Origin of the sequence: Sphingobacterium sp. UBA3549 (assembly GCF_002376635.1) — a bacterium.
GTDB lineage: Bacteria > Bacteroidota > Bacteroidia > Sphingobacteriales > Sphingobacteriaceae > Sphingobacterium.
This window is the reverse complement of the sequence record NZ_DFOE01000021.1, coordinates 72394-94400: the sequence shown is the minus strand read 5'-3', so window position 1 is coordinate 94400 and position 22007 is coordinate 72394. Positions and strand designations below refer to the sequence as shown.

General features: G+C 38.8%; 18 protein-coding genes. 5 read left to right on the top strand and 13 right to left on the bottom strand.

What is annotated here, in order from left to right; translation table 11 throughout:
* Positions 1-55: 55 nt before the first annotated feature.
* Positions 56-484 (bottom strand): nuclear transport factor 2 family protein, encoded by a 429-nt coding sequence (locus B2W36_RS11715; protein WP_293881834.1) that lies wholly within the window; start codon positions 482-484, stop codon positions 56-58.
* A gap of 296 nt (positions 485-780) precedes the next feature.
* Here B2W36_RS11715 and B2W36_RS11710 point away from each other — a divergent pair, with 296 nt between their 5' ends.
* Positions 781-2037 carry a hypothetical protein gene (locus B2W36_RS11710; protein WP_293881833.1) on the top strand — a complete coding sequence of 419 codons (1257 nt, stop codon included), beginning with the start codon at positions 781-783 and terminating at the stop codon, positions 2035-2037.
* Between the two features lie 3 nt (positions 2038-2040).
* Here B2W36_RS11710 and B2W36_RS11705 read toward each other — a convergent pair whose 3' ends face one another.
* Positions 2041-3165, bottom strand: coding sequence for a lipid II:glycine glycyltransferase FemX (locus B2W36_RS11705; RefSeq protein WP_293881832.1), 1125 nt, complete (start codon positions 3163-3165; stop codon positions 2041-2043).
* A 233-nt stretch (positions 3166-3398) separates the two neighbouring features.
* On the opposite strand from B2W36_RS11705, the gene B2W36_RS11700 reads away from it, so the two are divergent.
* Both B2W36_RS11700 and ybaK read left to right on the top strand, forming a co-directional pair.
* Entirely contained in the window at positions 3399-5060 is a 1662-nt protein-coding gene (locus tag B2W36_RS11700) for a DNA polymerase/3'-5' exonuclease PolX (protein WP_293881831.1), read from the top strand.
* Between the two features lie 3 nt (positions 5061-5063).
* Entirely contained in the window at positions 5064-5540 is a 477-nt protein-coding gene (gene ybaK, locus B2W36_RS11695; RefSeq protein ID WP_293881830.1) for a Cys-tRNA(Pro) deacylase, read from the top strand.
* Here the strand turns inward: ybaK and B2W36_RS11690 are convergent.
* The 8 genes from B2W36_RS11690 to B2W36_RS11655 form a co-directional block, all read right to left on the bottom strand.
* Positions 5527-6312 carry a methyltransferase domain-containing protein gene (locus B2W36_RS11690; RefSeq protein ID WP_293881828.1) on the bottom strand — a complete coding sequence of 262 codons (786 nt, stop codon included), beginning with the start codon at positions 6310-6312 and terminating at the stop codon, positions 5527-5529. The two genes, ybaK and B2W36_RS11690, sit on opposite strands and share 14 nt — an antisense overlap.
* 40 nt (positions 6313-6352) lie before the next feature.
* Positions 6353-7336 (bottom strand): lipoate--protein ligase, encoded by a 984-nt coding sequence (locus B2W36_RS11685; protein WP_293881826.1) that lies wholly within the window; start codon positions 7334-7336, stop codon positions 6353-6355.
* Between the two features lie 112 nt (positions 7337-7448).
* On the bottom strand, positions 7449-8462 hold the full coding sequence (locus B2W36_RS11680) for a glutathione synthase (protein WP_293881824.1): 1014 nt from the start codon (positions 8460-8462) through the stop codon (positions 7449-7451).
* Between the two features lie 13 nt (positions 8463-8475).
* Complete coding sequence (locus B2W36_RS11675) at positions 8476-10308, bottom strand: flavohemoglobin expression-modulating QEGLA motif protein (RefSeq protein ID WP_293881822.1); 1833 nt, start codon at positions 10306-10308, stop codon at positions 8476-8478.
* Entirely contained in the window at positions 10298-11077 is a 780-nt protein-coding gene (locus B2W36_RS11670; protein ID WP_293881820.1) for an N-formylglutamate amidohydrolase, read from the bottom strand. Before B2W36_RS11670 ends, B2W36_RS11675 begins: the two co-directional genes overlap by 11 nt.
* A 746-nt stretch (positions 11078-11823) precedes the next feature.
* Positions 11824-13059, bottom strand: a complete 1236-nt coding sequence (locus B2W36_RS11665) for a Glu/Leu/Phe/Val dehydrogenase dimerization domain-containing protein (protein WP_293887828.1) — start codon at positions 13057-13059, stop codon at positions 11824-11826.
* 4 nt (positions 13060-13063) lie between these two features.
* On the bottom strand, positions 13064-14191 hold the full coding sequence (gene hppD, locus B2W36_RS11660) for a 4-hydroxyphenylpyruvate dioxygenase (protein WP_293881816.1): 1128 nt from the start codon (positions 14189-14191) through the stop codon (positions 13064-13066).
* Positions 14192-14224: 33 nt separating this feature from the next.
* Positions 14225-15382: a homogentisate 1,2-dioxygenase gene (locus B2W36_RS11655; RefSeq protein WP_293881814.1), complete on the bottom strand. Its 1158-nt coding sequence runs from the start codon at positions 15380-15382 to the stop codon at positions 14225-14227.
* Between the two features lie 316 nt (positions 15383-15698).
* On the opposite strand from B2W36_RS11655, the gene B2W36_RS11650 reads away from it, so the two are divergent.
* Both B2W36_RS11650 and B2W36_RS11645 read left to right on the top strand, forming a co-directional pair.
* A complete protein-coding gene (locus B2W36_RS11650; protein ID WP_293881812.1) occupies positions 15699-16673 on the top strand; it encodes a fumarylacetoacetate hydrolase family protein in 975 nt (324 codons plus the stop codon).
* Positions 16674-16684: 11 nt separating this feature from the next.
* Positions 16685-17590: a flavin reductase family protein gene (locus tag B2W36_RS11645; protein WP_293881810.1), complete on the top strand. Its 906-nt coding sequence runs from the start codon at positions 16685-16687 to the stop codon at positions 17588-17590.
* Positions 17591-17696: 106 nt separating this feature from the next.
* On the opposite strand, the gene B2W36_RS11640 is transcribed toward B2W36_RS11645, so the two are convergent.
* From B2W36_RS11640 to B2W36_RS11630, 3 genes are all read right to left on the bottom strand, one after another.
* Complete coding sequence (locus B2W36_RS11640; RefSeq protein ID WP_293881808.1) at positions 17697-19448, bottom strand: aromatic amino acid hydroxylase; 1752 nt, start codon at positions 19446-19448, stop codon at positions 17697-17699.
* A gap of 135 nt (positions 19449-19583) precedes the next feature.
* A complete protein-coding gene (gene tyrS, locus B2W36_RS11635) occupies positions 19584-20783 on the bottom strand; it encodes a tyrosine--tRNA ligase (RefSeq protein ID WP_293887827.1) in 1200 nt (399 codons plus the stop codon).
* A gap of 238 nt (positions 20784-21021) precedes the next feature.
* Positions 21022-21861: a hypothetical protein gene (locus B2W36_RS11630; protein ID WP_293881804.1), complete on the bottom strand. Its 840-nt coding sequence runs from the start codon at positions 21859-21861 to the stop codon at positions 21022-21024.
* Positions 21862-22007 lie beyond the last annotated feature (146 nt).

The window sequence follows — 22007 nt, the reverse complement described above, 5'->3', positions numbered from 1 at the left end:
GACTTTTCGGACACCCTCTTTTTTTATTTTTTAAAGCACATTTTAAGACACAGTTCTATTTGTAAGAATTTACAGATTTTGAAATTTTCCAGGTTCCATTTTCTTTGACCAGGGTGATTAAATCTGTTTTAGCGAAATCGTCGAATTGCATGGTAACTTTCGCGATTGCGTAATCGGGTAATTCTTCAACAATCTGTGTTGTTGTTCTGCAGTTCAATTTGATCCCTTTTTGTTTTTTCAAAAACTCAATGATCTCAAGACGGCTATGTTTCAAATCTTGCTTACCACAAATTTTTTGGTTAAAATCAGCTGTGAAAAGTTTCTCTAAATTCGTTACTTGACCTTCGGTCATTGCCCCAACGTATTCATCGATGGCCAAATCAGCGGTTACTAGATTGCGTTCTTCAGGTTTAACTGAAGCCATTGAGCAGGTAGAGACTGCTATCATTGCCGCTGCTACAAATGTTTTTACTAGAGTTTTCATATTTTTTTTTAAATTTTATAATGTATTAGTATATTTTTTCTATCGTATTGTCGCTTACTATATAAATTTGTTGCGCACTTTTTATTTATTTATTTTCTGTTTCAAAGTTAAGACAACTCATCTATTGATATCATTACATTTAGATTAACCTTGTATTAAAATCGGTAAGTGATCTAATTTTCTAGGCGAGTGAAATTTTCGATCTGTTCTTTGTATAACCAAAACGTGACAGAATGAATAAATTATTGGTTTGAATATTGTTATTCTGTCTTTTTCCTATTAGATTGCATGCGTTCATGACACACAACAATAACGAATATCTTTTTGACTTTAGGCTGCCCCTTCTCTTGATTTTATTGCTGTGCAGCGAGAAATTTATATATGCTCAGCGCCCTGCAAATGAAATAGAAACCACCAAACATCTGGCTGACACAAGCAAACAACGTGACTTAATTGATATTGGGAAAGAAATATTAAACATCAGGCCGCCGCAAACGGTAAAAAGTACAGGAAAGAAAGTCTATTTTTCCTTTTTGCCATTTTCGACAAATGTTCCTGGCGGAGGGCATGCTTTAATTACCAGTACGACAGCAGGATTTTATCTGGGTGATCGGTCTAACACCTATATGTCTAAAATGACATTTACTCCATATACAAATTTTGGTAAAAGATTTGGCCTTCCAATCCGATCCTATATTTGGTTAAAGGAGAATTCATGGGTAATCGACGGCGATATACGTCTCTTAAAATATCCGCACGAAACTTGGGGAATAGGTAAAGAGCACCAAGGTGAACAACAGATTAATTTAGATTACACCTATTTTCGCTTATATCAACACGCATTAAAAAGAATTCACGGCGGACTGTTTATGGGTATCGGATATGACTTGGATTACCGAATGAACATTAAGTCTACGAGCGATACCAAACTCGAAGACTACACTTCTTATCCTTATGGAACAGATTTAAGAGATAATACCACATCTTCCGGAGTCAGCTTCAATTTAATTTACGATACACGCGCCAATTCGATCAACACCTGGTCGGGGAACTATGCCAACCTGCAGTTTCGAGTCAATCCGACGTTTTTAGGTAGTGATCAAAATTGGAAATCGCTATTTTTTGAAGTCAGACGATACCATAGGCTTACCCAAGACAGAAATCGACAGAATATGATTGCCGTAAGGAGCTTCTTCTGGACTGTATTTAACAGCAAAGCCCCTTATCTCGATCTTCCTAATTTAGGTTGGGATCCCTATAATAGTTCTGGAAGGGGTTTTCCTGTAAGTCGCTTTCGGGGTAAATCGCTTTATTATCTAGAAACGGAATATCGTCGTGATATTACGAGAGATGGCTTATTTGGATTTGTAGCGTTTATGAATTTTACCACTTTAAACGGGCCAAAGAATGCCATGTTTGAAGATTGGAATGTCGGTACCGGGGCTGGTGCGCGAATTAAGTTTAACAAAAATTCAGGCACCAACATCGGCATCGATTATGGAATTAGTAAGAACCACCGCGGTGTCCGACTCACCTTAGGTGAAGTCTTCTAATTGTTAGCTCAAATGATAACTTTGGTTTTTAAACTCCATTGAAGCATAATATTGATATTTTCTATTGTCCAACGGATAATCCCAACATCCCATACGGTGATAAATCTTTCCACCAAATCCTGTTTTGAAACGATAAAGCCCATACAGAGGATGTGAAGGATCTGCCTGTGGAGAGACACCAAAGAAATCATATTCTGTACAACCTTTTTCTTTCGCAAGCTGCATTGCACGCCATTGCAGAGCATATGTTGCCATATAATTACGATTCTCGGACGCAGAGGCTCCATAAAGGTAAGTACCCCGATTTGCTGCAATCACCAAAAACATAGCTGCCAAGGGCTGATTATCCACTTCCGCCACTAAAAGATACACATCAGCGGGCGATAATGTATCATTTGCCCTTGCAGAAAGAACAATCTTAAAATAATTGATATCATGTAAAAAAAAGTTATTTCGAAGTGCTGTCTGTCTATAAAGTTCGTACCAAATTTCTAGACTTTCCATTCCCAATGAACGGACGCGTACACCTTTTCGCTCGGCAAGATTAATATTATATCTCGTCTTAGACTTCATATTTCCAAGCAATAAGTTCTCTTCATTTCGAAGATCCATAAAAATCGTATTGGAAGGAAGTATATCGGTATTTGCTTTATGAAAATTCCAGTTTTCGGTATTAAAGTTAAAACGCATCTCCTGAATACGTTTCTCTGGTACTCCCAGCCAATTACCATGGAGATCGTAACAATCCTCTTCTTTGGCCCAGTGCGATTCCCAGGAGAGATCATAACGAATCATGATACAATTTGGTGGGAGATGGGAACGTAAACTCTCTGATAACTGTTCTAAAAAGAATCCCTGGTTTTCATCCGAGGGTTCAATCTCAGGCCCATAGGGTACGTAGGCAATGCTATGCTCTTGATCTACAGCTTGAAGGATAACCAATAGATCTCCGATAAAATAGGTATCGTCTTGTACTCCGACATATAAATCGGAGCGTTTAGATTTGAAATTAAATGCTTTGGACTGTATTCCTTGCATTTTTTTTACCGCAGACCAATAAGCTGTCTGTTGAATAATACCCGTCTTATAAAGACTACTGATGTCTTTGTCACTAATGTCTGCTATCATTTTGTTTCTGGTTTGATAGGGCTATTTTTATAGTGAAGTCTTTAAGAGACCCTAATTTTAACCCCAAAAAACGGCAAAAATAGCTAAAATGTTTGGTTAAGCACCCCTGCATTTGTCATATTGTTGTTGATTTCCGGAAATAGTATAAAATAGTCAATGTCGTAATATCTGTATCGGAATTATTAATTTGTGGTAAAATTTAAGATATTTGCAGCTTAACAATTCAGCATACAATGGACAATAAAGCGATCTCAAAAATTTTCAAATTATGCAGCCAATTGATGGAGCTACACAACGAAAATCCTTTTCGGACAAAGTCCATAGCGAGTGCGTCATTTAAATTGGATAAGTTGCCTTTTAGCATATTAGAGGCAAGTCTTGAAGAATTAAGCGCACATCCGGGAATCGGAAAGAGTATTGCTGAAAAAGCTAAGGAGGTCGCTATTACGGGAACTTTTAAGGAACTTAGCGAACTCATTGAAAAGACACCCTCCGGTGTTGTTGAAATGTTAAATATTAAAGGATTGGGTCCTAAGAAAATTCAAATTATCTGGAAGGAACTAGAGATCGAAAGTATCGGTGAGCTACTTTATGCCTGTAACGAAAATCGCCTCGTCGAAGCAAAAGGATTTGGACTCAAAACACAGGAAGATATAAAAAAATCCATTGAATTTTCAATCTCAAATAAAGGTTGGTTTTTATATGCAAAAGTGCTTCCGCTCGCGGAGAAATTTTTCAATAATCTAAAAATACATTTCCCTTCTTCTCTTTTATCTTTTACGGGCGATTTCAGAAGAAAGTGCGAAGTATTAAGTACAGTGGATCTTTTAATATCTGAAAGTATAGACAGTGTAATCAAATACCTAGAAGGGTATATTTTAGTGGAAAGAACAGAAAACTCCATTGAGCTGACCGATGAATTGGGCTTCACGTTCAAAGTTTTCAACACCAATATCAATGATTTTTATCGTGACCTGATCCTTAGCACCGGATCCACTGCACACCTTGAGCTGCTCTTTAATATCCTACCTGATCTTCCTTCACTTTCCAGTGAAGAAGCGATTTACCGCAACTTGGGCATGGATTATATCGAACCCGAATTGCGTGAAGGATTAAATGAAATAGAACAGGCCCAAAACCATACGCTACCTAAGCTAATCCAATACCAGGATATCAAAGGTACACTCCATAATCACTCAACTTATAGCGATGGTGTGCATAGTCTTGAACAAATGGCATTGCATTGTAAAGACGTATTGGGTCTCGAATACCTTGGAATTTGTGATCACTCGAAAACGGCAGTTTATGCGAATGGACTTTCCATCGAAAGATTAGAAGAACAATGGCGGGAAATCGCTATTTTGAATGAAAAATTAGCGCCGTTCCAGATCTTTCGCGGGATTGAATCTGATATTTTAGGTGATGGTTCATTGGACTATCCGGATGAGATATTGGCGAAATTCGACTTTGTTGTTGCTTCCGTTCACTCCAATCTAAAGATGGATGAAGAAAAAGCAACCGCTAGGTTAATTAAAGCGATAGAAAATCCTTATACAACCATATTGGGACATCCTACCGGAAGGCTATTGTTAAGCAGAGCCGGCTATCCATTAGATTTTAAAAAAGTCATCGATGCATGTGCTACAAATGGAGTTGTCATTGAGATCAATGCCAATCCTTTACGCCTGGATCTTGACTGGAGATGGCACCGTTATGCCGTAGAAAAGGGAGTATTGCTATCCGTGAATCCAGATGCCCATCGCACTGAAGGGCTACGCGATATGCAATATGGCGTGCTAGTCGCTCAAAAAGGAGGGATTCAAGCGGTTAATTGCTTGAACACATTTCCGTTAGAGACCATTACAAATTATTTTAATACGAAAAGACAGCGCTAGTGTATGTCCAGTAAAACAAATGCCGTTCGCCTGCTGGAGACCGCAGGAATACGCTATGAACTACGAGAATACGAAGTTGATGAACAGGATGTCAGTGCTGAACACGTTGCGGAAACTTTAGGTTTACCGCTCAAAACATTATACAAGACCTTAGTGCTAAAAGGAAACAAAGACCCTTATATTGTCGCTGTCATCCCTGGCAACGCGCATCTTGATTTAAAAAAACTTGCGAAAGCATCGGGTAATAAAAACTGTGAGATGCTTCCGATGAAGGATCTCCTAACAGTCACCGGTTACATTCGTGGCGGCTGCTCGCCCATCGGAATGAAAAAACAATTTCCAACGTTTATAGAGGAAGGTGCTCAACTAGAAACCCTTATTGCAGTAAGCGCAGGAAAAATAGGTCTTCAGATGGTATTAAATCCGGTCGACCTGGCTAACATTGCACATGCAGATTGGTCAGATCTTATTGGCTATTAATAGATTTATTTTTACGTCCATACAATAATATGCGTTTAAAAGGATATATGTTAGGAAATTTTGAGAAATGTTTATTGATACGAGTTTTAAACTCATCAACAAATGCCACCTTTTTAGCCTGCTCCAATCGTTCAAAATAGGGAATCAAAGCTGAACCTGCAATAAAATTATAGAGCGTATCTGCATCAGCCGCAAGCAAAGGATAGACTCGGAGCGAAAGATCCAATTGATCCAAGCCATTTTCAAACAGCATCTTTGCATAAGTATCGATATCCAATACTGGAGAAGGTCTATTCCAATCATTTAAATATGTACGAAAAGGTTCCTCATTCCCCAGTTCAAATAAAATCTTATTTAAGATATTTTCTGGCTGATAAGGCATTTGTACCGCTAATTGGCCTCCTACTTTTAATTTGGAAATAAGCTGAGGAAAAAGAACCCGGTGATCATCCACCCATTGCAAGGCAGCATTGCTAAAAATAAGGTCCCAGGTACTTGGCTCAGCAACAAATTTTTCTACTTTACTTTGTCTAAATTTCAAACGTTCGGTTTGGAGATTATAGCTATCAGACAGCATTTCTGCTGAAGAATCCAGCCCAAGGAAATTTATATTGGTAAATTTTTCACTTAGTATAGCAGTCTGTTCGCCGGTACCGCAGCCTAAATCTACAGCATCCAGCACGTTATCTCCAACAATAAGTTCGGCTAAGTCATAAAATGGTTTAAAACGAATATCTTTAAACTGATAATAGCTATTCGGGTTCCAAGGCATATTTTTCTTATTAAACCCTTGCAGGGCAGTACAACATTTCCTATTTAAACAAAGTGAGAATTTCAGCTGAATCGACTTTACCAAAATAATCCGTCAGATCAATCGACCGCAGTAAAAAATCAATCTCCTCCAATTCATGTTTTTTTCCAACCAATAGAATTTCGATATCATGAATCGATTTGGAAGCAAAAAAATCTCCGAAAATTTTAGCGCGTTCAATATATCCTTTTTGTACATCCAAGTGTAATTCAATAAAGCCAGCGGCTACTTTAATTGCTTTTTTAAAATTGTAATTTGGCGAAAAACCAAAATTCCAATCCCATGTTTCGTATTTTTCTTTGACCAGTTTTTGGATATTTTCGATATCCAACGGAGAAAGGGTGCTGATTTTAGCTTCAGAGTTTTCCCGTTTTATTTCTTTAATGAGCAATTCTTTAAAATGAGCTGTCGTAAAACCATTTGGCAAATATCCAATTAAATTAGTCACTCGAGCACGATTTGATTTTACAGCTTTATCTACAAATTTCAATGGATTGACCTTCAAAGCATCGCTAAGGATTTGCATCTGAGAATCGATCAATATTGTGCCATGTTGAATCATTTTGCCATTCTTCGCCATTTTAGCATTTCCGCTAAATTTTTTCCCGTCAACCAAGAGGTCATTTCTTCCTTCCAATTTTGCGGGTATATGCAATTGATTCAGTAGCGAAATAATTGGCTGGGTAAAGGTTGAAAAATCCATAAAATCATGATTCCCCAATAACGTATGAAACGAAAAATTAAGATTTCCAGCGTCATGATAAACAGCACCTCCACCTGACATTCTTCTAACAACCTTAATATTATTGTCATTAACGTAATCGAGATTTATTTCAGCGAGTGTATTTTGGAACTTACCTATAATAATTGAGGGAGCATTTATATAGAGTAGAAAGATATCTTCTTTGGGATATTTACCCAATAAATATTCTTCGGAAGCGATGTTAAAATAGGCATCGTCGGATGGAGATTCTATAATCAGCATATTTTTCTTTTTTCAAAAATAAAAATAAATTAATCAAGGTTATTCATCTCAAATCCATAATTATCTCAAATCTATCTTACAATACTCCCCCAGGGCTGCTCTTACAACCAATTTATTTAAGTGATAGTTTTTTGCTGGCGACAAGCTTTTCCTCCAGTTTATTAATAATAAACCCTGAAAAATCCTCCTTTAATATTTCTTCCGCCTGACATAACGCACCTGGGCTAAATACGTTAATTTCCATAATACGATTACCAACCACATCTAGACCAACAAAATACATTCCATCCTGGATCAATTTGTCTTTTATTTTGTCAACCATCCCCAATAATTCCGCTGAAATAACGGCACCTTGGGTCTTTGCACCTTGATGTACATTACTCCGGATCTCATCGCCCTGTTGTACCCGATGAACAGCAGCATATTTACCGTTGATTAAAATAGGCTCTCCGTTGAGCAAAAAGAACCTTATATCACCACGCGCAGCTTCCGGCAGGTATTCTTGACCAATTACATAACCATCTCGCGCAATAGCCTCTACGGTCTGTTTTAGATTTTGCTGGTTGTCTTTATTGATCAAAAACACGTTTTTGCCCCCCGAACCCTTTAAAGGTTTTAAAATAATTAGGCTGTTCTGTTGTTCAAAAAACCGTACCACATCCGCATAGTTTCGCGTTACAATAGTTTTAGGTCGAATAGATTCATCGAACTCTTCTAAATACAACTTGTTACTGGCTCTACCAAGGCTATCTGGATCGTTAATGACCAATACTCCTTTCGCTTTTAGGAAAGATGCAAATTGCAGTGCGGAAGCCGCCGCCCAAGGTCTGCTTACCATATCCAATACTGGATCAAATCGTAGCCAAACTACGTCCATCTCCTCCAACGACACTTTAGTTTTTTCCGTTTCTCGTAATACCTCCATGAAACGGTCAGCCGATGTCAGCATCTGATCAGGCATTACTTTTCGCACATGGGCAGCAATATATGCCGACTCATAGTAAAAATCGGCCAGGCCAATATAATAAACTTCATGTCCCATTTGATGGGCCTTTAATGCCAAAAGAGTAGTCGTAAAACGAGCAGTTTCTTTGTGGGTTTGGTTGATCACGAATGCTATTTTCATATACAAAATTCGATTATTGAATCATTTGGAATATTCCATTATTCTTTTTGAGATTTAACAAGTTATCCTTATAGGGAGCCATTAAGTATCTTGGGGTTAAAATTGGAGACTTCAAGACCCCCTTTAAAGTGAGCTCTTCAACAATTGGTATATAATCTTCACGAATTTTGCCCATAGTTAAAAGTGCAAGTTCCCTTCCGCTTTTGATATAATTGGTCAATTCTATCAAGCCACTCAAGTACAATGCATCTTTTGTAAGTCCACCACTTCTATAGACTCGCATTGTCATTTGGAAAGCAGTTTCGTGCAGAAATTGATATTTGTCTACTAAAAGTGAGAACGTATCAATAAATGAATTGCCTTGTTGCATATGATGCACAGCAATAACTCTTCCCGCTAGAATACGCAATCTATTATTGGTCAGCCCTCCGACCAAATATTCAGCGAGTACAGCGAGACCTTCCTGAAGTTTTTCATAACCAGGAACCCCTAACCTAAAAAGGCTGAAAGGTTGCTGTTTTCCATTATAGTAAGTGACGATATGTGTGCCAACTTCATGCTGTATGAGTGCCTTTACCCTATTGCGTGGTAAACTGTACTGCTTGCTTATATTGAGCACGCCTTGGTTGACCATCACGCCGTAGATGTCATCGCGAAGTCTTACTGTCGTTCCAAAGTTTGGATCTTGGCTTTTCAAATAATCCAATTCCTCCTGGGCCAGCTTGGCGAATTCCTCGGCGTAAACAATATCTTCCTCTTTTGTCCTCACTTCTCGATCAGTTGTGGTAATCGTTAGGATTGCTTGTGCTTTTTCCAATAATTTCTCATTAACTGTACCAAAAACTTGCATACTTCCTAGCAAAAATCCCTCTTTTCCACGTTCACTCAACATTGTCATCATCTGGTCGAGCTCCTTTCGTTTATCACGAAATAAGTATGCCATGGAGGGATCAAATAAATCCTCTATATGCAAATTATAAAGATTCCTTTTGATAATATCTGGATCGATAGGCATGGGTCTATAATGAAACACAGGTGTTTTTCGGTAATTACCTTTCTTAAACTGTTGCCAAGCATCGTAAGAATTTGTAGGAGTAATCAACAGCAAAAAATCAAATCTCTGGCTCTCTCGAGCCAATTTCTGATCAATTTCCCATGCTAAAGGAAGCATTTTTTTTGGCTGGCTGATTTTAAACGCAGTAGGTTTCGATAATGTGTGAATACGAATGAATTCAAAGAATGTTTTAGACAAGCTCCTAGATATGGCTTCACGAAAATGGCGAAGATCAATCGGTAAAATTTGCTGATCTACTCCTAATAGATACTTCGGTTTTACCTCGAGCCCCATGTAAAATATATTTGTGTTCAGATTATCCAATTGAATACTTGACGGTGAGAGACTCTGCGTTGCATTCGTTTTTGAATCCGTAAGTATTTCTACTTTGGAAATCGACTCTTCAGTGGTCAGTTGCTTTCCTAAATATTGAGCAATAGACTGGACGTTTTTACGGGCAATATGGATTAGAATATCCTCTTCCTGCCCAGGATCTGATGCCCAGGCTTCAATGATCAAACAAGCACCAAACTCCTCTACAAGTTTGTTTAGTATAGGGGCAATCCATTCAGAAACATTCATCTGCGGATCTCTTACTCTAAAATAAGCTGGCTCTGACTTGACCAGCTCTGCAAGCATAGGATCTGGACTCAAAAACTGTCGGTATAAAAATAGATAAGGAACGACTTGATTGAATACCAATTTATTCTTAGACGGAATCTGTACGTGAAAAACTTCCTTATTTTTGATCATTTTTAAAATGCCAGCGAGTTGTTTCGCATTATCTTTCATAGGCAAAATAATTTTCCAATGTTTCTATACTTTGCAAAAGAAGTTGCTTATACTCCTGTAGTTTTTGTGGAAAAACTTCCCCCGTCCATTCATCCATAAAATCTTTCCTAAATTCGATCGAAAAAATACAGCCTTTATCGCCGAACTTATTATTCAAATACGCAGAAAGAAAACCACCTTTAAATTTCACATTCTCACGCACGTCGTAAACTTGCCCATCTTTTCCAGTTTGTAATACTTTTAATAATTGATCAGTCAAGTTTCTCCATTTTTGGTGATTATGTTGCGTCCCTAAATTGATTTGTGGATCGGCAGCACTGTTCACAAGTGCCTTAGGTCCCTCGCGACGCATGTTGTAGCTATGGATATCATAGATGACAAAATAACCGTAACGATCAATAGTATTTTGAATCTGCTGACATACATCTGCATACACACGGTCATAAATTGCATATAACTCATTTATCTGCCCCTGCGGTAATGCTGCTCGCCAAACACGCAAGCCCCACGATTGCTCAGGTTTAAGATAAATAGCATCTTCTCGCTTTCGGTTCAAGTCCAATTGAAACCTAGACGTTCCAGACACAAACCTATTGAAAGGTAGCTCCGCCAAAATAGCTGTGTAAGGATCCTCTTCCCGTAATCGCTCCTCTTCAGAAATATTAAAATTGACTAATATATTATCGTCGACGTGATGACCATCATGTATTGCAAAAGCCCAAAATGGACTTTCGTTATTTTCAAATTGATAACGGTATGTTAGTGACATAGACTTTTTTTATAGTTTATGAAAACAAGGCCATATTAATTGATAGCCCCCTGTGTTAAATTAACAGCTATGGCCAAAAAAAAGTTTGAAAATAAAATGGATTACCGCTATAATCAGAAACTTTTTCATTACGCAAATAAGCGCATGTTAAAAATCGTTAAACGTCAAGTTCGATACAAAGTATTGGCATCTTTCTTGAACAAAAGATAGTAGTTTCATAAAGTTAGGTTAATAATTTAGTTAGTTTATAAAAAACCTGTTAGTATCCCCACTAACAGGTTTTTTATTTCTAGAAAGCGATCTAATAGAAAACGTGATTGTTTATTGAATTCGACACTCAATTATTAAAAAATGTTAAAATTTTAAATAACTGAAATAAAAGGGAAACATTTTTTGAAGATACTACGTTATATAAATACTTTTCATAAATTTAGGTTAATAATTGGTTAGGAAAACTCCTGTTGCTCCCAGCTTCAGGAGTTTCTATTTATCCGGTATTAAAATAGTGAAAGACAGCACATATCATAGCGACCAGGTTTCTTAATTTACCTTTAGTAGGTCACATTTTGAACGGCGATTATCATCACATAAATTAAATATTTTTTGGCACAGCCTTTGTACTGTTTTAAGCATTCATAAATTTAGGTTAATAATTGGTTAGTTAGAAACACTTGAAGTTCCCCGCTTCAAGTGTTTTTTTTTACCACAAAGCGTAAAGCTATGAGGCCTTGTATTTAACCCCCATTTTATACCAACTGTTTCAATGCGATTTCATATGCTCTTGATGAAATATGAGTCTTATTAGAAGAAACCATCCTAATTTTCTTTAGCGCTTCGAAGATAATGTTGGAGACATCAGAAAAAATTGCGTCATCACTAATTTCGATATTGCGTTGCATTAAATAAGCAAATACTCTCGCCATGCCGCAATTTGCGATAAAGTCTGGTATAACCGCCACATGCTGGTCGGCAAACTCCATAACAGGCCCATAAAATATTTCTTGATCTGCAAATGGTACATTGGCACCGGAAGCTATTACCTCAAGTCCATGATCTATCAGATGTTGGATCTGATCTTTCGAAACTAATCGGGAAGCAGCGGCGGGCACGAAAATATCTGCTTTTAGGTTCCAAATCTCTTTTTGTACCTGATCAAAAGGGATCAAGTTTGCGGCATGAAGTTCATTACCTTTCCGTTCTAGAAACAAGCGAGTGATAGCTGCCTCATCAAAGCCTTCGGGATTTATCAGGCCACCGGCCCGATCAATTATACCTACTATTCTAACACCGCATTTAGACAAATAAAATGCGGCGGCGGCAGCTACATTGCCCCAGCCCTGAATTATGGCACGCTTGCCGAAGCAATTATCACCAAAAAGTTGATAATAATGACGAATTGACTCTGACACACCATAACCAGTGATCATATCTGCCACTTTGTACTTACGCCTCAGATCTGGACTGTAGGAACTATCCTCCAATACTTTGGAAACGCCATATCGCAATTGTCCAATTTGATGAATACGATTGCTTTCATTTACTTTAAAGTGACCATTCAGAATTCCTTCTTGGGGATGCCACAGTCCATATTCTTCAGTCAGAGGAATGACATCGTGAATTTCGTCTATATTCAAATCACCACCTGTACCATAATAGTTTTTCAATAACGGCGTAACTACCTTAAACCAACGCTTCAAAACCTCATTTTTCCGTGGATCATGTGGATCGAAATCAATCCCCGATTTTGCCCCTCCAATTGCGGGTCCCGATACAGTGAACTTGACCTCCATTGTTTTTGCCAACGATTCCACCTCGTGCCTATCCAACCCAGCCCGCATCCGTGTTCCACCACCGGCAGCACCTCCTCGCAAAGAATTAATCACAATCCATCCTCTTGCATCCGTTTCACTATCCTTCCATTCGAAAACAACTTCTGGGCTTTTATGCTCAAAGGCCCGTAACAATTCTTTCATCTCTTCCATGCTTCTATAAATTTCCTCGACGTTCCTGTTCACGTTCTATTGCTTCAAAAAGGGCCTTAAAATTTCCTGCTCCAAAGCTCTGCGCTCCTTTGCGTTGGATGATCTCATAAAATAAAGTTGGTCTATCCTCTACAGGTTTTGTAAAGATCTGCAGCAGATACCCTTCTTCGTCACGATCAACCAGAATTCCGAGTTCTTGAATGATCTTTATTTCTTCATCAATTCTTCCAACCCTTTCAGGTAACATATCATAATATGCTTCGGGCGGCGCACCCAAAAACTCTACTCCTCTTGCTTTAAGTGCTTTCACCGTAGCAACAATGTCTTTCGTTGCCAGTGCGGCATGCTGCACTCCTTCTCCCTCATAAAACTCGAGGTATTCTTCGATTTGTGATTTCTTTTTTCCTTCGGCTGGCTCATTGATCGGAAACTTAACATAGCCATTTCCATTACTCATCACTTTACTCATTAGCGCGGAATACTCTGTATTGATCTGCTTGTCATCGAAAGATAGGATGTTGACGAAACCCATCACATCTTGGTACCATTTCACTGTTTCGTTCATCTTATTCCATCCGACATTACCAACACAATGGTCTACATAAAGCAAACCTGTTTCGCTTGGATTGTAATCACTTTCCCATTTTTCATATCCAGGCATAAATCTACCGGAATAATTCCTTCGTTCGACAAATAGATGCACCGTTTCGCCATAGGTATAGATACCGGCAGTCCAGACTTCGCCGTTTTCATCTTTCAGAAGCTGTGGTTCCTGATATACCTCCGCTCCTCTTTTTGTTGTTTCTTCAAATGCTTTTCTGGCATCATCCACCCAAAGAGCTAATATTTTAACGCCATCACCATGTTTTTTAACATGCTCTGAGACGGGATGGTCAGATTTTAGTGCCGTAGTAAGCACTAAACGTATCTTATTTTGCTTTAGCACATAAGATACCCGATCTCGAACTCCTGTCTCAGGGCCGGCATAAGCATCCGACTGGAAGCCAAAGGCTGTCTTGTAGTAATGCGCCGCTTGCTTGGCATTGCCAACATAAAATTCGATATAATCTGTTCCATTAATAGGTAAAAAATCTTGCGCTTGGGCAATCTTTTCTGCAAATGTATTTGCCATAATTTATATAAAGGTTACTCTTGTTTTATTATTCTAACTCATCCAAGACTTATAATAATCTGGATCTTCTATATTGAGCGCTTCTTGAGTAAGCATTAATGGTCGAAAAGGATCGATCATCACAGCCAGTTCTTCGGTTTTAACCTGTCCGATGCTTTTTTCCACTGTACCTGGATGGGGCCCATGAGGTATACCACCTGGATGCAACGTAATCTGTCCCTTTTCAACAGACTTTCTGCTCATAAAATCGCCATCGACATAGTACAGCACTTCATCCGAATCTACATTGCTGTGATTATACGGTGCGGGAATCGAATTGGGATGGTAATCATACATACGTGGACAAAAGCTACACAGTACAAAGCTGTCTGTTTCAAAGGTCTGGTGGACAGGTGGCGGCTGATGTAATTTGCCGGTTATCGGCATAAAATCATGAATCGAAAAGGCCCAAGGAAAATGATAGCCATCCCAACCAATAAAATCAAATGGATGACTTCCGTAGACATAAGGATAAATCATCCCTTGTTTCTTGATTTTCACTTCGAAATCCCCCAGCTCATCAAAGGTTTCCAAATTTTGCGGCACCCGAATATCGCGTTCAAAAAAGGGAGCATGCTCCATCAATTGACCAAATTCATTACGATACCGTTTGGGCGTACGTACAGGAGAAAACGATTCAACGATAAACAATCGATTCTCTTTTTGCTCAAACTCCATTTGATAAATCGTTCCGCGGGGAATCACTAAATAATCGCCATATTTAAATGGGATATTTCCATATCCAGTCTTTAATCTTCCGCTTCCTTGATGAATAAAGACAATCTCATCTGCCTGGCTATTTTTATAGAAATAATCATCCATAGATTGACGTGGAGCAGCCAAAGATATGTGCAAATCCTCATTAACCAGCACGGGCGTTCGGCTTTCGAGATAATCATCTTTAGCCTGCACCTGAAATCCTTTTAAGCTGGTGTGCTTAAGATGTTTGTCCCGGGCGATATTGGGCGATACATCGTAGGGGTCTCTAATTTGCTTGACTAATGTAGGTGGATGGCAGTGATACACCAAAGAATAAAGACTTGAAAAACCATGGGTGGATACGAGTTCCTCAGCATAAAGCATATTATCGGGCTTTCTAAAAACAGTATGTCGCTGCATTGGAATTTGCCCTTGTTTAACATAAAATGGCATAATTCTACGATTTAAACGGTTATAAAATTAAATGAATATCCCAATTGCCAATAGGACCATTGGCAAGTATTAAAAGAGAAGGTTAGTATTGTGCAAAAACGATATCAGCTATAATTGCTCTGTTAAAAGCAATATAGGGCACGGAAAACGCAAAGCGATGTACGCGACAATGAATCATTTTTTATAGTTTATAATGCTTTAATAAAGGTAAGAATATTTTTCTATTTTCAAGAGAAGAATATTTTTTTCAAATCTTATACAATATATTTGTGTCAAATGCCAACAACATTGAATAACCAAATAGAACACACGATATATGAGAATTGCCACCAGCACTGAAAATGGTCAACAAGAATTGGGCATGGTTATAGCCGACCGATTTTATCCTTGTTCAGCAATCGATCAAACTCTTCCTAAAAATATGTCAGATTTTCTAAAAGGCGGTGAAAAGACCATGAGTTCGCTCCAGGAATTTGAGCATGCTTTGGTCCAGGGAACGATCGAAAGACCTTATCATCTGTTACAGGACACACAGCTTATTGCTCCGGTACCTCATCCAAGTTCTTTTCGTGATGCGTACGCATTTCGTCAGCATGTGGAAACATCGAGAAGAAACCGTGGACTTGAAATGATCCCCGAATTTGACAAATTTCCTGTTTTCTATTTTTCAAATCATCAGGCAATACAAGGCCCTGGGCCTATACCCTGTATGCCATTACATTTAGATCAACTTGATTTCGAACTTGAGATCGCTATCGTCATCAATAAGTCGGGAATTAACATTTCTGCCGCTAAAGCAGATGAGTACATTGCAGGATTCATGATCATGAATGATTTTAGCGCAAGAAAACTGCAGATGGAAGAGATGAAATTAAGCTTGGGGCCTGCTAAAGGTAAAGATTTTGCAACAGCAATTGGACCTTGGTTAGTTACAAAAGATGAGTTGGAGCCCTATAAAGTTCAAGCAGCTGCGGGGCATATTGGCGACTGTTATGATCTCGATATGACTTGTAAAGTAAATGGCAGACAAGTTTCAGCGGGTAATTTTGCAAGCATGCACTGGACTTTTGCTGAAATTATTGAGCGGGCTTCTTACGGTGTGGAGATCTTCCCTGGTGATATGATCGGTTCAGGCACTGTTGGAACAGGCTGCTTTCTTGAACTTAATGGCACGGCACGCTTAAAAGACCCTAACCATAAAGATCAATGGCTCAACCTTGGCGATGAGATTGAATTGGAGATCACCGCACTCGGAAAACTTTCCAATTCTATTGTTCTACATCATTCATAAATCTACCGAATATGACATCACCTTTCGAAACGACGACCTTTGAGTCTGCAGCGGACAAAGCTATCATCGATAATTTAATTAAATATGCTATTGCCCCCCGTCCAATTTGCTTTGCCAGCACAATAGATCGCAATGGAAACGTAAACTTAAGTCCTTTCAGCTATTTCAACCTGATGTCCCATCAGCCGCCTATCTGTGTTTTTTCACCCCTGCGGCGGATGCGCGATGGCAGCACCAAGCATACCTTGGATAACATACAGGAAGTAAAGGAAGTCGTCATCAATATTGTCAACTACGATATGGTGCAGCAGCAATCTCTTGCCAGCACCGAATATGCGAAGGAAATAAATGAATTCGATAAGTCTGGCTTTACTGCTGTGCCTTCTATTCAGGTGGCGCCACCACGAGTAGCCGAATCTCCAGTCCAGCTCGAATGTCGGGTTAAAGAGATTGTCGCTTTAAGCGATGAACCTGGGGCTGGTAATCTTGTTATTGCCGAGATCCTGTATATGCATGTCCATAAACACTTATTGGGCAAGGATAATACCATTGAGCAAAAAGATTTGGACTTGGTCGCTAGACTCGGTGGTGACTGGTACTGCCGCGTCACCGATGAAAATCTATTTATTGTACCAAAGCCCCTCCGTAGCCTTGGAATTGGTATTGATCAACTTCCGGAAAAAATTAGATTCTCTAATGTACTGACCGGAAACCACCTCGGCTTGTTGGCCAATGTCGAAGCCCTACCCACATTAAAAAATATACAACCAGCGGATAAGTACCTAAACTACCTGAAACTGAACTTTGAAGACAGTCCATCAAAATTCAGCGAAAATGTTCATGAATACGTTGGGAAGCTATTGGATGAAGGACAAATAGACAAAGCCTGGCAAATAGCATTGCAAGTATCATTCTAATGAATGATAAGGAAGGGAGCTAACCAAAGACTAGACAGCTCCCTTTTGAGATTTAAACAACTTTTTCAACGTTTAGCTTCAGCATACTGTTTTATACACTAATTCCTTACTGATTATTTATAGCCTCCTCCTTTGCAACACGCAGTCCATCATCGATCAGTTTTTTTAAATATGCATATCGATCGATAAATTCCAAGAGCTGCTCTTCAGCCAGCTTAGTTAACTCTTCTGTACCATTAGCCTGAGCAATTTCAAATAACTCGACCAAACCTAACCAATGATCCGCATTTTCCGATCCAAAGAGATTGAAGATAGCAAGCCACGCTTCTTCATCAAACCCTTTTTCCCGCAAGCTCCGTATCGCCGCATGAAGGTTCACTAGCTTTACATCTTCGGGTTCATTAGACTTTGAAGACGAAGCGTGATCGAGATGTTCTTCCAGAGCTTCATAGGCATCTTTATCTGCGGCGCCGGCAAAAACAGATACAATCTCCGATCCGACAGCCATATCATACGGCCCCCATTCGGGTCTAAAATAAACATCTTCACCACGATATACTCGACAGGAGGTAAATGAAATCAAAACAATCTTGTCAAATTGACGGAAAATACGTTGAACAGTTCCTGCAACCGTAATTCCGGAAGCAAAGTTTAAAAGACACTGCTGGCCTTCAACTATACCATATTGGATCAATGTTGCGTCATCAAAATCTTCCAGATCATGATCTGCATCTCTCAAATTTCCTACTGGAGAACCAAATCCTTCGCTATGATAATTTATACCGTGTCCTTCGAGCTGCTTACCCGCGAATGCCAAAGCTGTAGGCCCCTGTGTCTGGATGTACGAAAGATTTTTATCTACGTTGGCTGAGGTAAAAATTCCCGACACTTGCAGACCAGAACTATACGCTAAAGTACAAACAGAACGACAGTCTATTGCTTTTTCAACACTCTGTTTGCCTCCAACTCGAAAAGCCATGGTATCGGCAAATTTATCCAACACCATCCTTAGATGCTCAAAATCCGGAGTAACAAACAACTGTGGCTGTGGCTTGGTAATATCGTACGAATACTCAATCGCATATAAATCGTATGGCAATTTGGGTACATCATCTTGCATACAGCTTGCACTCTCCCCAATGGAAGACAATAAACCTGCTCCATAAATCTTAGGGTTAAGAGCATCTCCTATCAGCCCATATTCCACAGTCCACCAATGCAGCCTACTTAACAGTGCCATCTCCGATGGCTCGCCCATATTTTGCTGAATAGTCTGTAAATTTTTCTCTGCTGCAGCCAACTCAACTGTGGTCGTGGTTGTTTGCTCTTTTAAAATAGACAATTGGCGGATAGCTTCATAGAGCTCAAAATCCTTTCCTGACGAGAGTGCTTTTGTGCCTATCTCTCCAAAATACTGGAGGTATGCTGCATAATCAGCCTCCCCTATTATTGGTGCGTGACCAGAGGACTCGTGAATAATGTCCGGGGCTGGAGTATATTCAATATGTTCCAATTGGCGTATGTCAGCAGCAATAACTAATACACGATGTGCCTGAAATTCCATAAAGGCTGCTGGCGGGATAAAACCGTCTACTGTCACTGCTCCCCAGCCAATCAATTTTAGACTATCGTTCATTTCCTGTAGATTGGGAATAGTTTCAATGGATAACCCCGCTTTTTTCAATCCGGGGATATAGGGGTAATACGCTACATCTTTCAAAAATGAATAATTCTGACGCATAACATAACGCCACAGTGCCTGATCTAAGGCGGTATAGCGTTCGTATCTCTGCGCAACAACATAGCGTTTCAGATGTTGGGGCAACTGCTCCAAAACTGTATTATTGTAAGTTTCCATCTATAATTGGTATGAAAAAATAAAGTATGTGACTTCAATATGAAGGTAAAAAATATATACGGCTTTGTAAAGCATTACCATGTTAATTATCTGATTTTCACAAAATATTACAATAGTATACTTTCCAAAACCATACTAAACAACTTTAAAATAACTTCTTTTGCCTAATTTTATTTTAAGCCCCGCATTTACATAGATCGTCAGATCCGGATTCAACTGTTTTATGGAATCGATCCGCACAGCTCCGCCTATAATCAATCGTCTCATCGCTGACTTTGTCGATCCTTTCAGGAAATAACACAGATCAACCAGTTTGGCCTTTTCACCAAACTGCTCGCGCAATGTTTGACAAGACACCTCTAAAAAAGCTTTTTCTTCCAATTTCTTACGCTGAAATTGATTGACAAAATAATCATTCGCAGCCAACGCAAATGCATCGCCATGGTACTGGACTACAAGATTATGTGCTATAAGTTTCTTAATTTCCATTGGATTTTCCCCCATTTCAAGACGGGTCTTCATTCCAAGTTTGATTTCCTGATTGAAATCTGTCGTCAAGTCGATGTATTCAGGAATTAAATGATCTGGAATTGACATGGTTTTACCAAACATTTCATTCGGATCATCCAAAAGACCGATCGTGTTGTTTAATGATTTGCTCATTTTTTCTTTTCCGTCCAGCCCGCGCAACAAGGGCATACACAGCACTATTTGTGGATCTTGTCCAAAAGATTCCTGTAGCTGCCGTCCCATTGCGCAATTGAACATTTGATCTGTTCCGCCCATTTCAATATCGCTTTTGATATGCACGGAGTCAAAGCCCTGCAATATTGGATAAAGCAATTCATGCATGGCTATTGACCGATTCTCGTTTAAACGCTTACTAAAATCATGACGCTGCATGATCTGGGCAACAGTGACTTTCGACACCAGTTGAATAACTTCTGTAAAATTTAGCTGATCCAACCAGTCACCATTAAAAACAATTTTTGCTTTTGAAACATCAATAATCTTAGACAGTTGCGCAATATAAGTAGCCGCATTATGGGCAATCTCATCCTGATACAACGGTTCACGAGCTTTATTTTTCCCTGTAGGATCTCCAATCTGGGCCGTAAAGCTGCCCACCAAAATTACGATTTCGTGACCCAGCTGCTGAAACTGTCTTAGCTTCTTCAATACCACAGCGTGCCCCAAATGAAGGTCCGGCGCTGTGGGATCAAAACCAAGTTTTATAATTAATGAACGATTCTTTTCTTGAGCTTCCTTCAACTTCGATGCAAGTCCTGTCTTCGGTAAAATAATTTCAATGTTTTCTTCTAACTCTTTTAACATAATGTTATATAAAATAAAAAAAGCCCGAACGTTATGTTCGGGCTTAGCTATAAATGATAATTTAATTTCTTAATTTAATAGGCATAGGGGTCCCGAACGACTATCGGGCGATAATAATTACAGAAAAACGGAAAACGTAATATGTTGTTCATTTTCTTCATTGCTTCACAAAGGTAGCGCTATATTTTTAAAATGCAAAAATATAGCGATCTCTGCTTGATTAGGCTTGTGTTTTCCATTAGCCCCCGGTATTTTTATCCATCAATTTTCCCGACGCATTATAAACATACTTCTCGATATTCCCTTTATCCTTCTTCTCCACTACCCTTTGCACGAGCAATGAATTCTTAAAATACTCATGGTAAAGGCGGTTATGGAGGTTATATTTCCGCTCGACAAGATTATTATTCTGATATACATCAATATACTCAACTTTAGCTTTCCGATAGGTATGCTTTAGTAATTGCCCATGAGCATCAAATAACTTTGATTCCTGTATCTGCCCACTACAATTCAATTTGGCACTGTAAATTAATGTATTGTCTAATCTGTAGTTAGCTCTAGTATGGTCAAAATCATTCTCAACCGTATAATAATTATCAAAAAATACCTTTGTTATTTTTTTCCCATTATTTGCAGCTCCGTAAAATACCGTTTTTTCCTGACTGATTTTCCCATTCTTAAAATTACGCTGCACACTTGAAGTATCCGTTATTGTATATTGAAAGTCTGGCAAGGTGGCAGCTTTCACATTCATTTGCTGCAATACACCATGTCGTACAACAACAACACCTTGTTTGCCATCTTTTTCAATCTTAAAATCCCGTTCGACTATACCGTCCTGATTAATCGAGATAAATGCGTTTGAAAGCCCCATAAACTGATTTTTCTGCAAAATATACTTACCCGGCTTCAACTTCGCTTTTCTTCCTTTTTCAAGTATCCGGATTGTATCTTTTGGATATTCTGATAAATGGAGCTGGTAGCTATCTTTATCTAATCGAACATATTCTTGTGCAACTCCAAACTTTAAAGCTAAACACAGGTATAACACTGTAATAAGACGTAATTTCGACATAATGTAATAGAATTGTTGCATTAAAAGTAACACAATTATTACACCAAAAATTAAAATAGGAGTGTTTTTCGACATATTTTTCCAGTAGACATGTAGCTACCGTACGCGCTAACTCATCCAATACCAGCTTACGTTATCAATAAAAA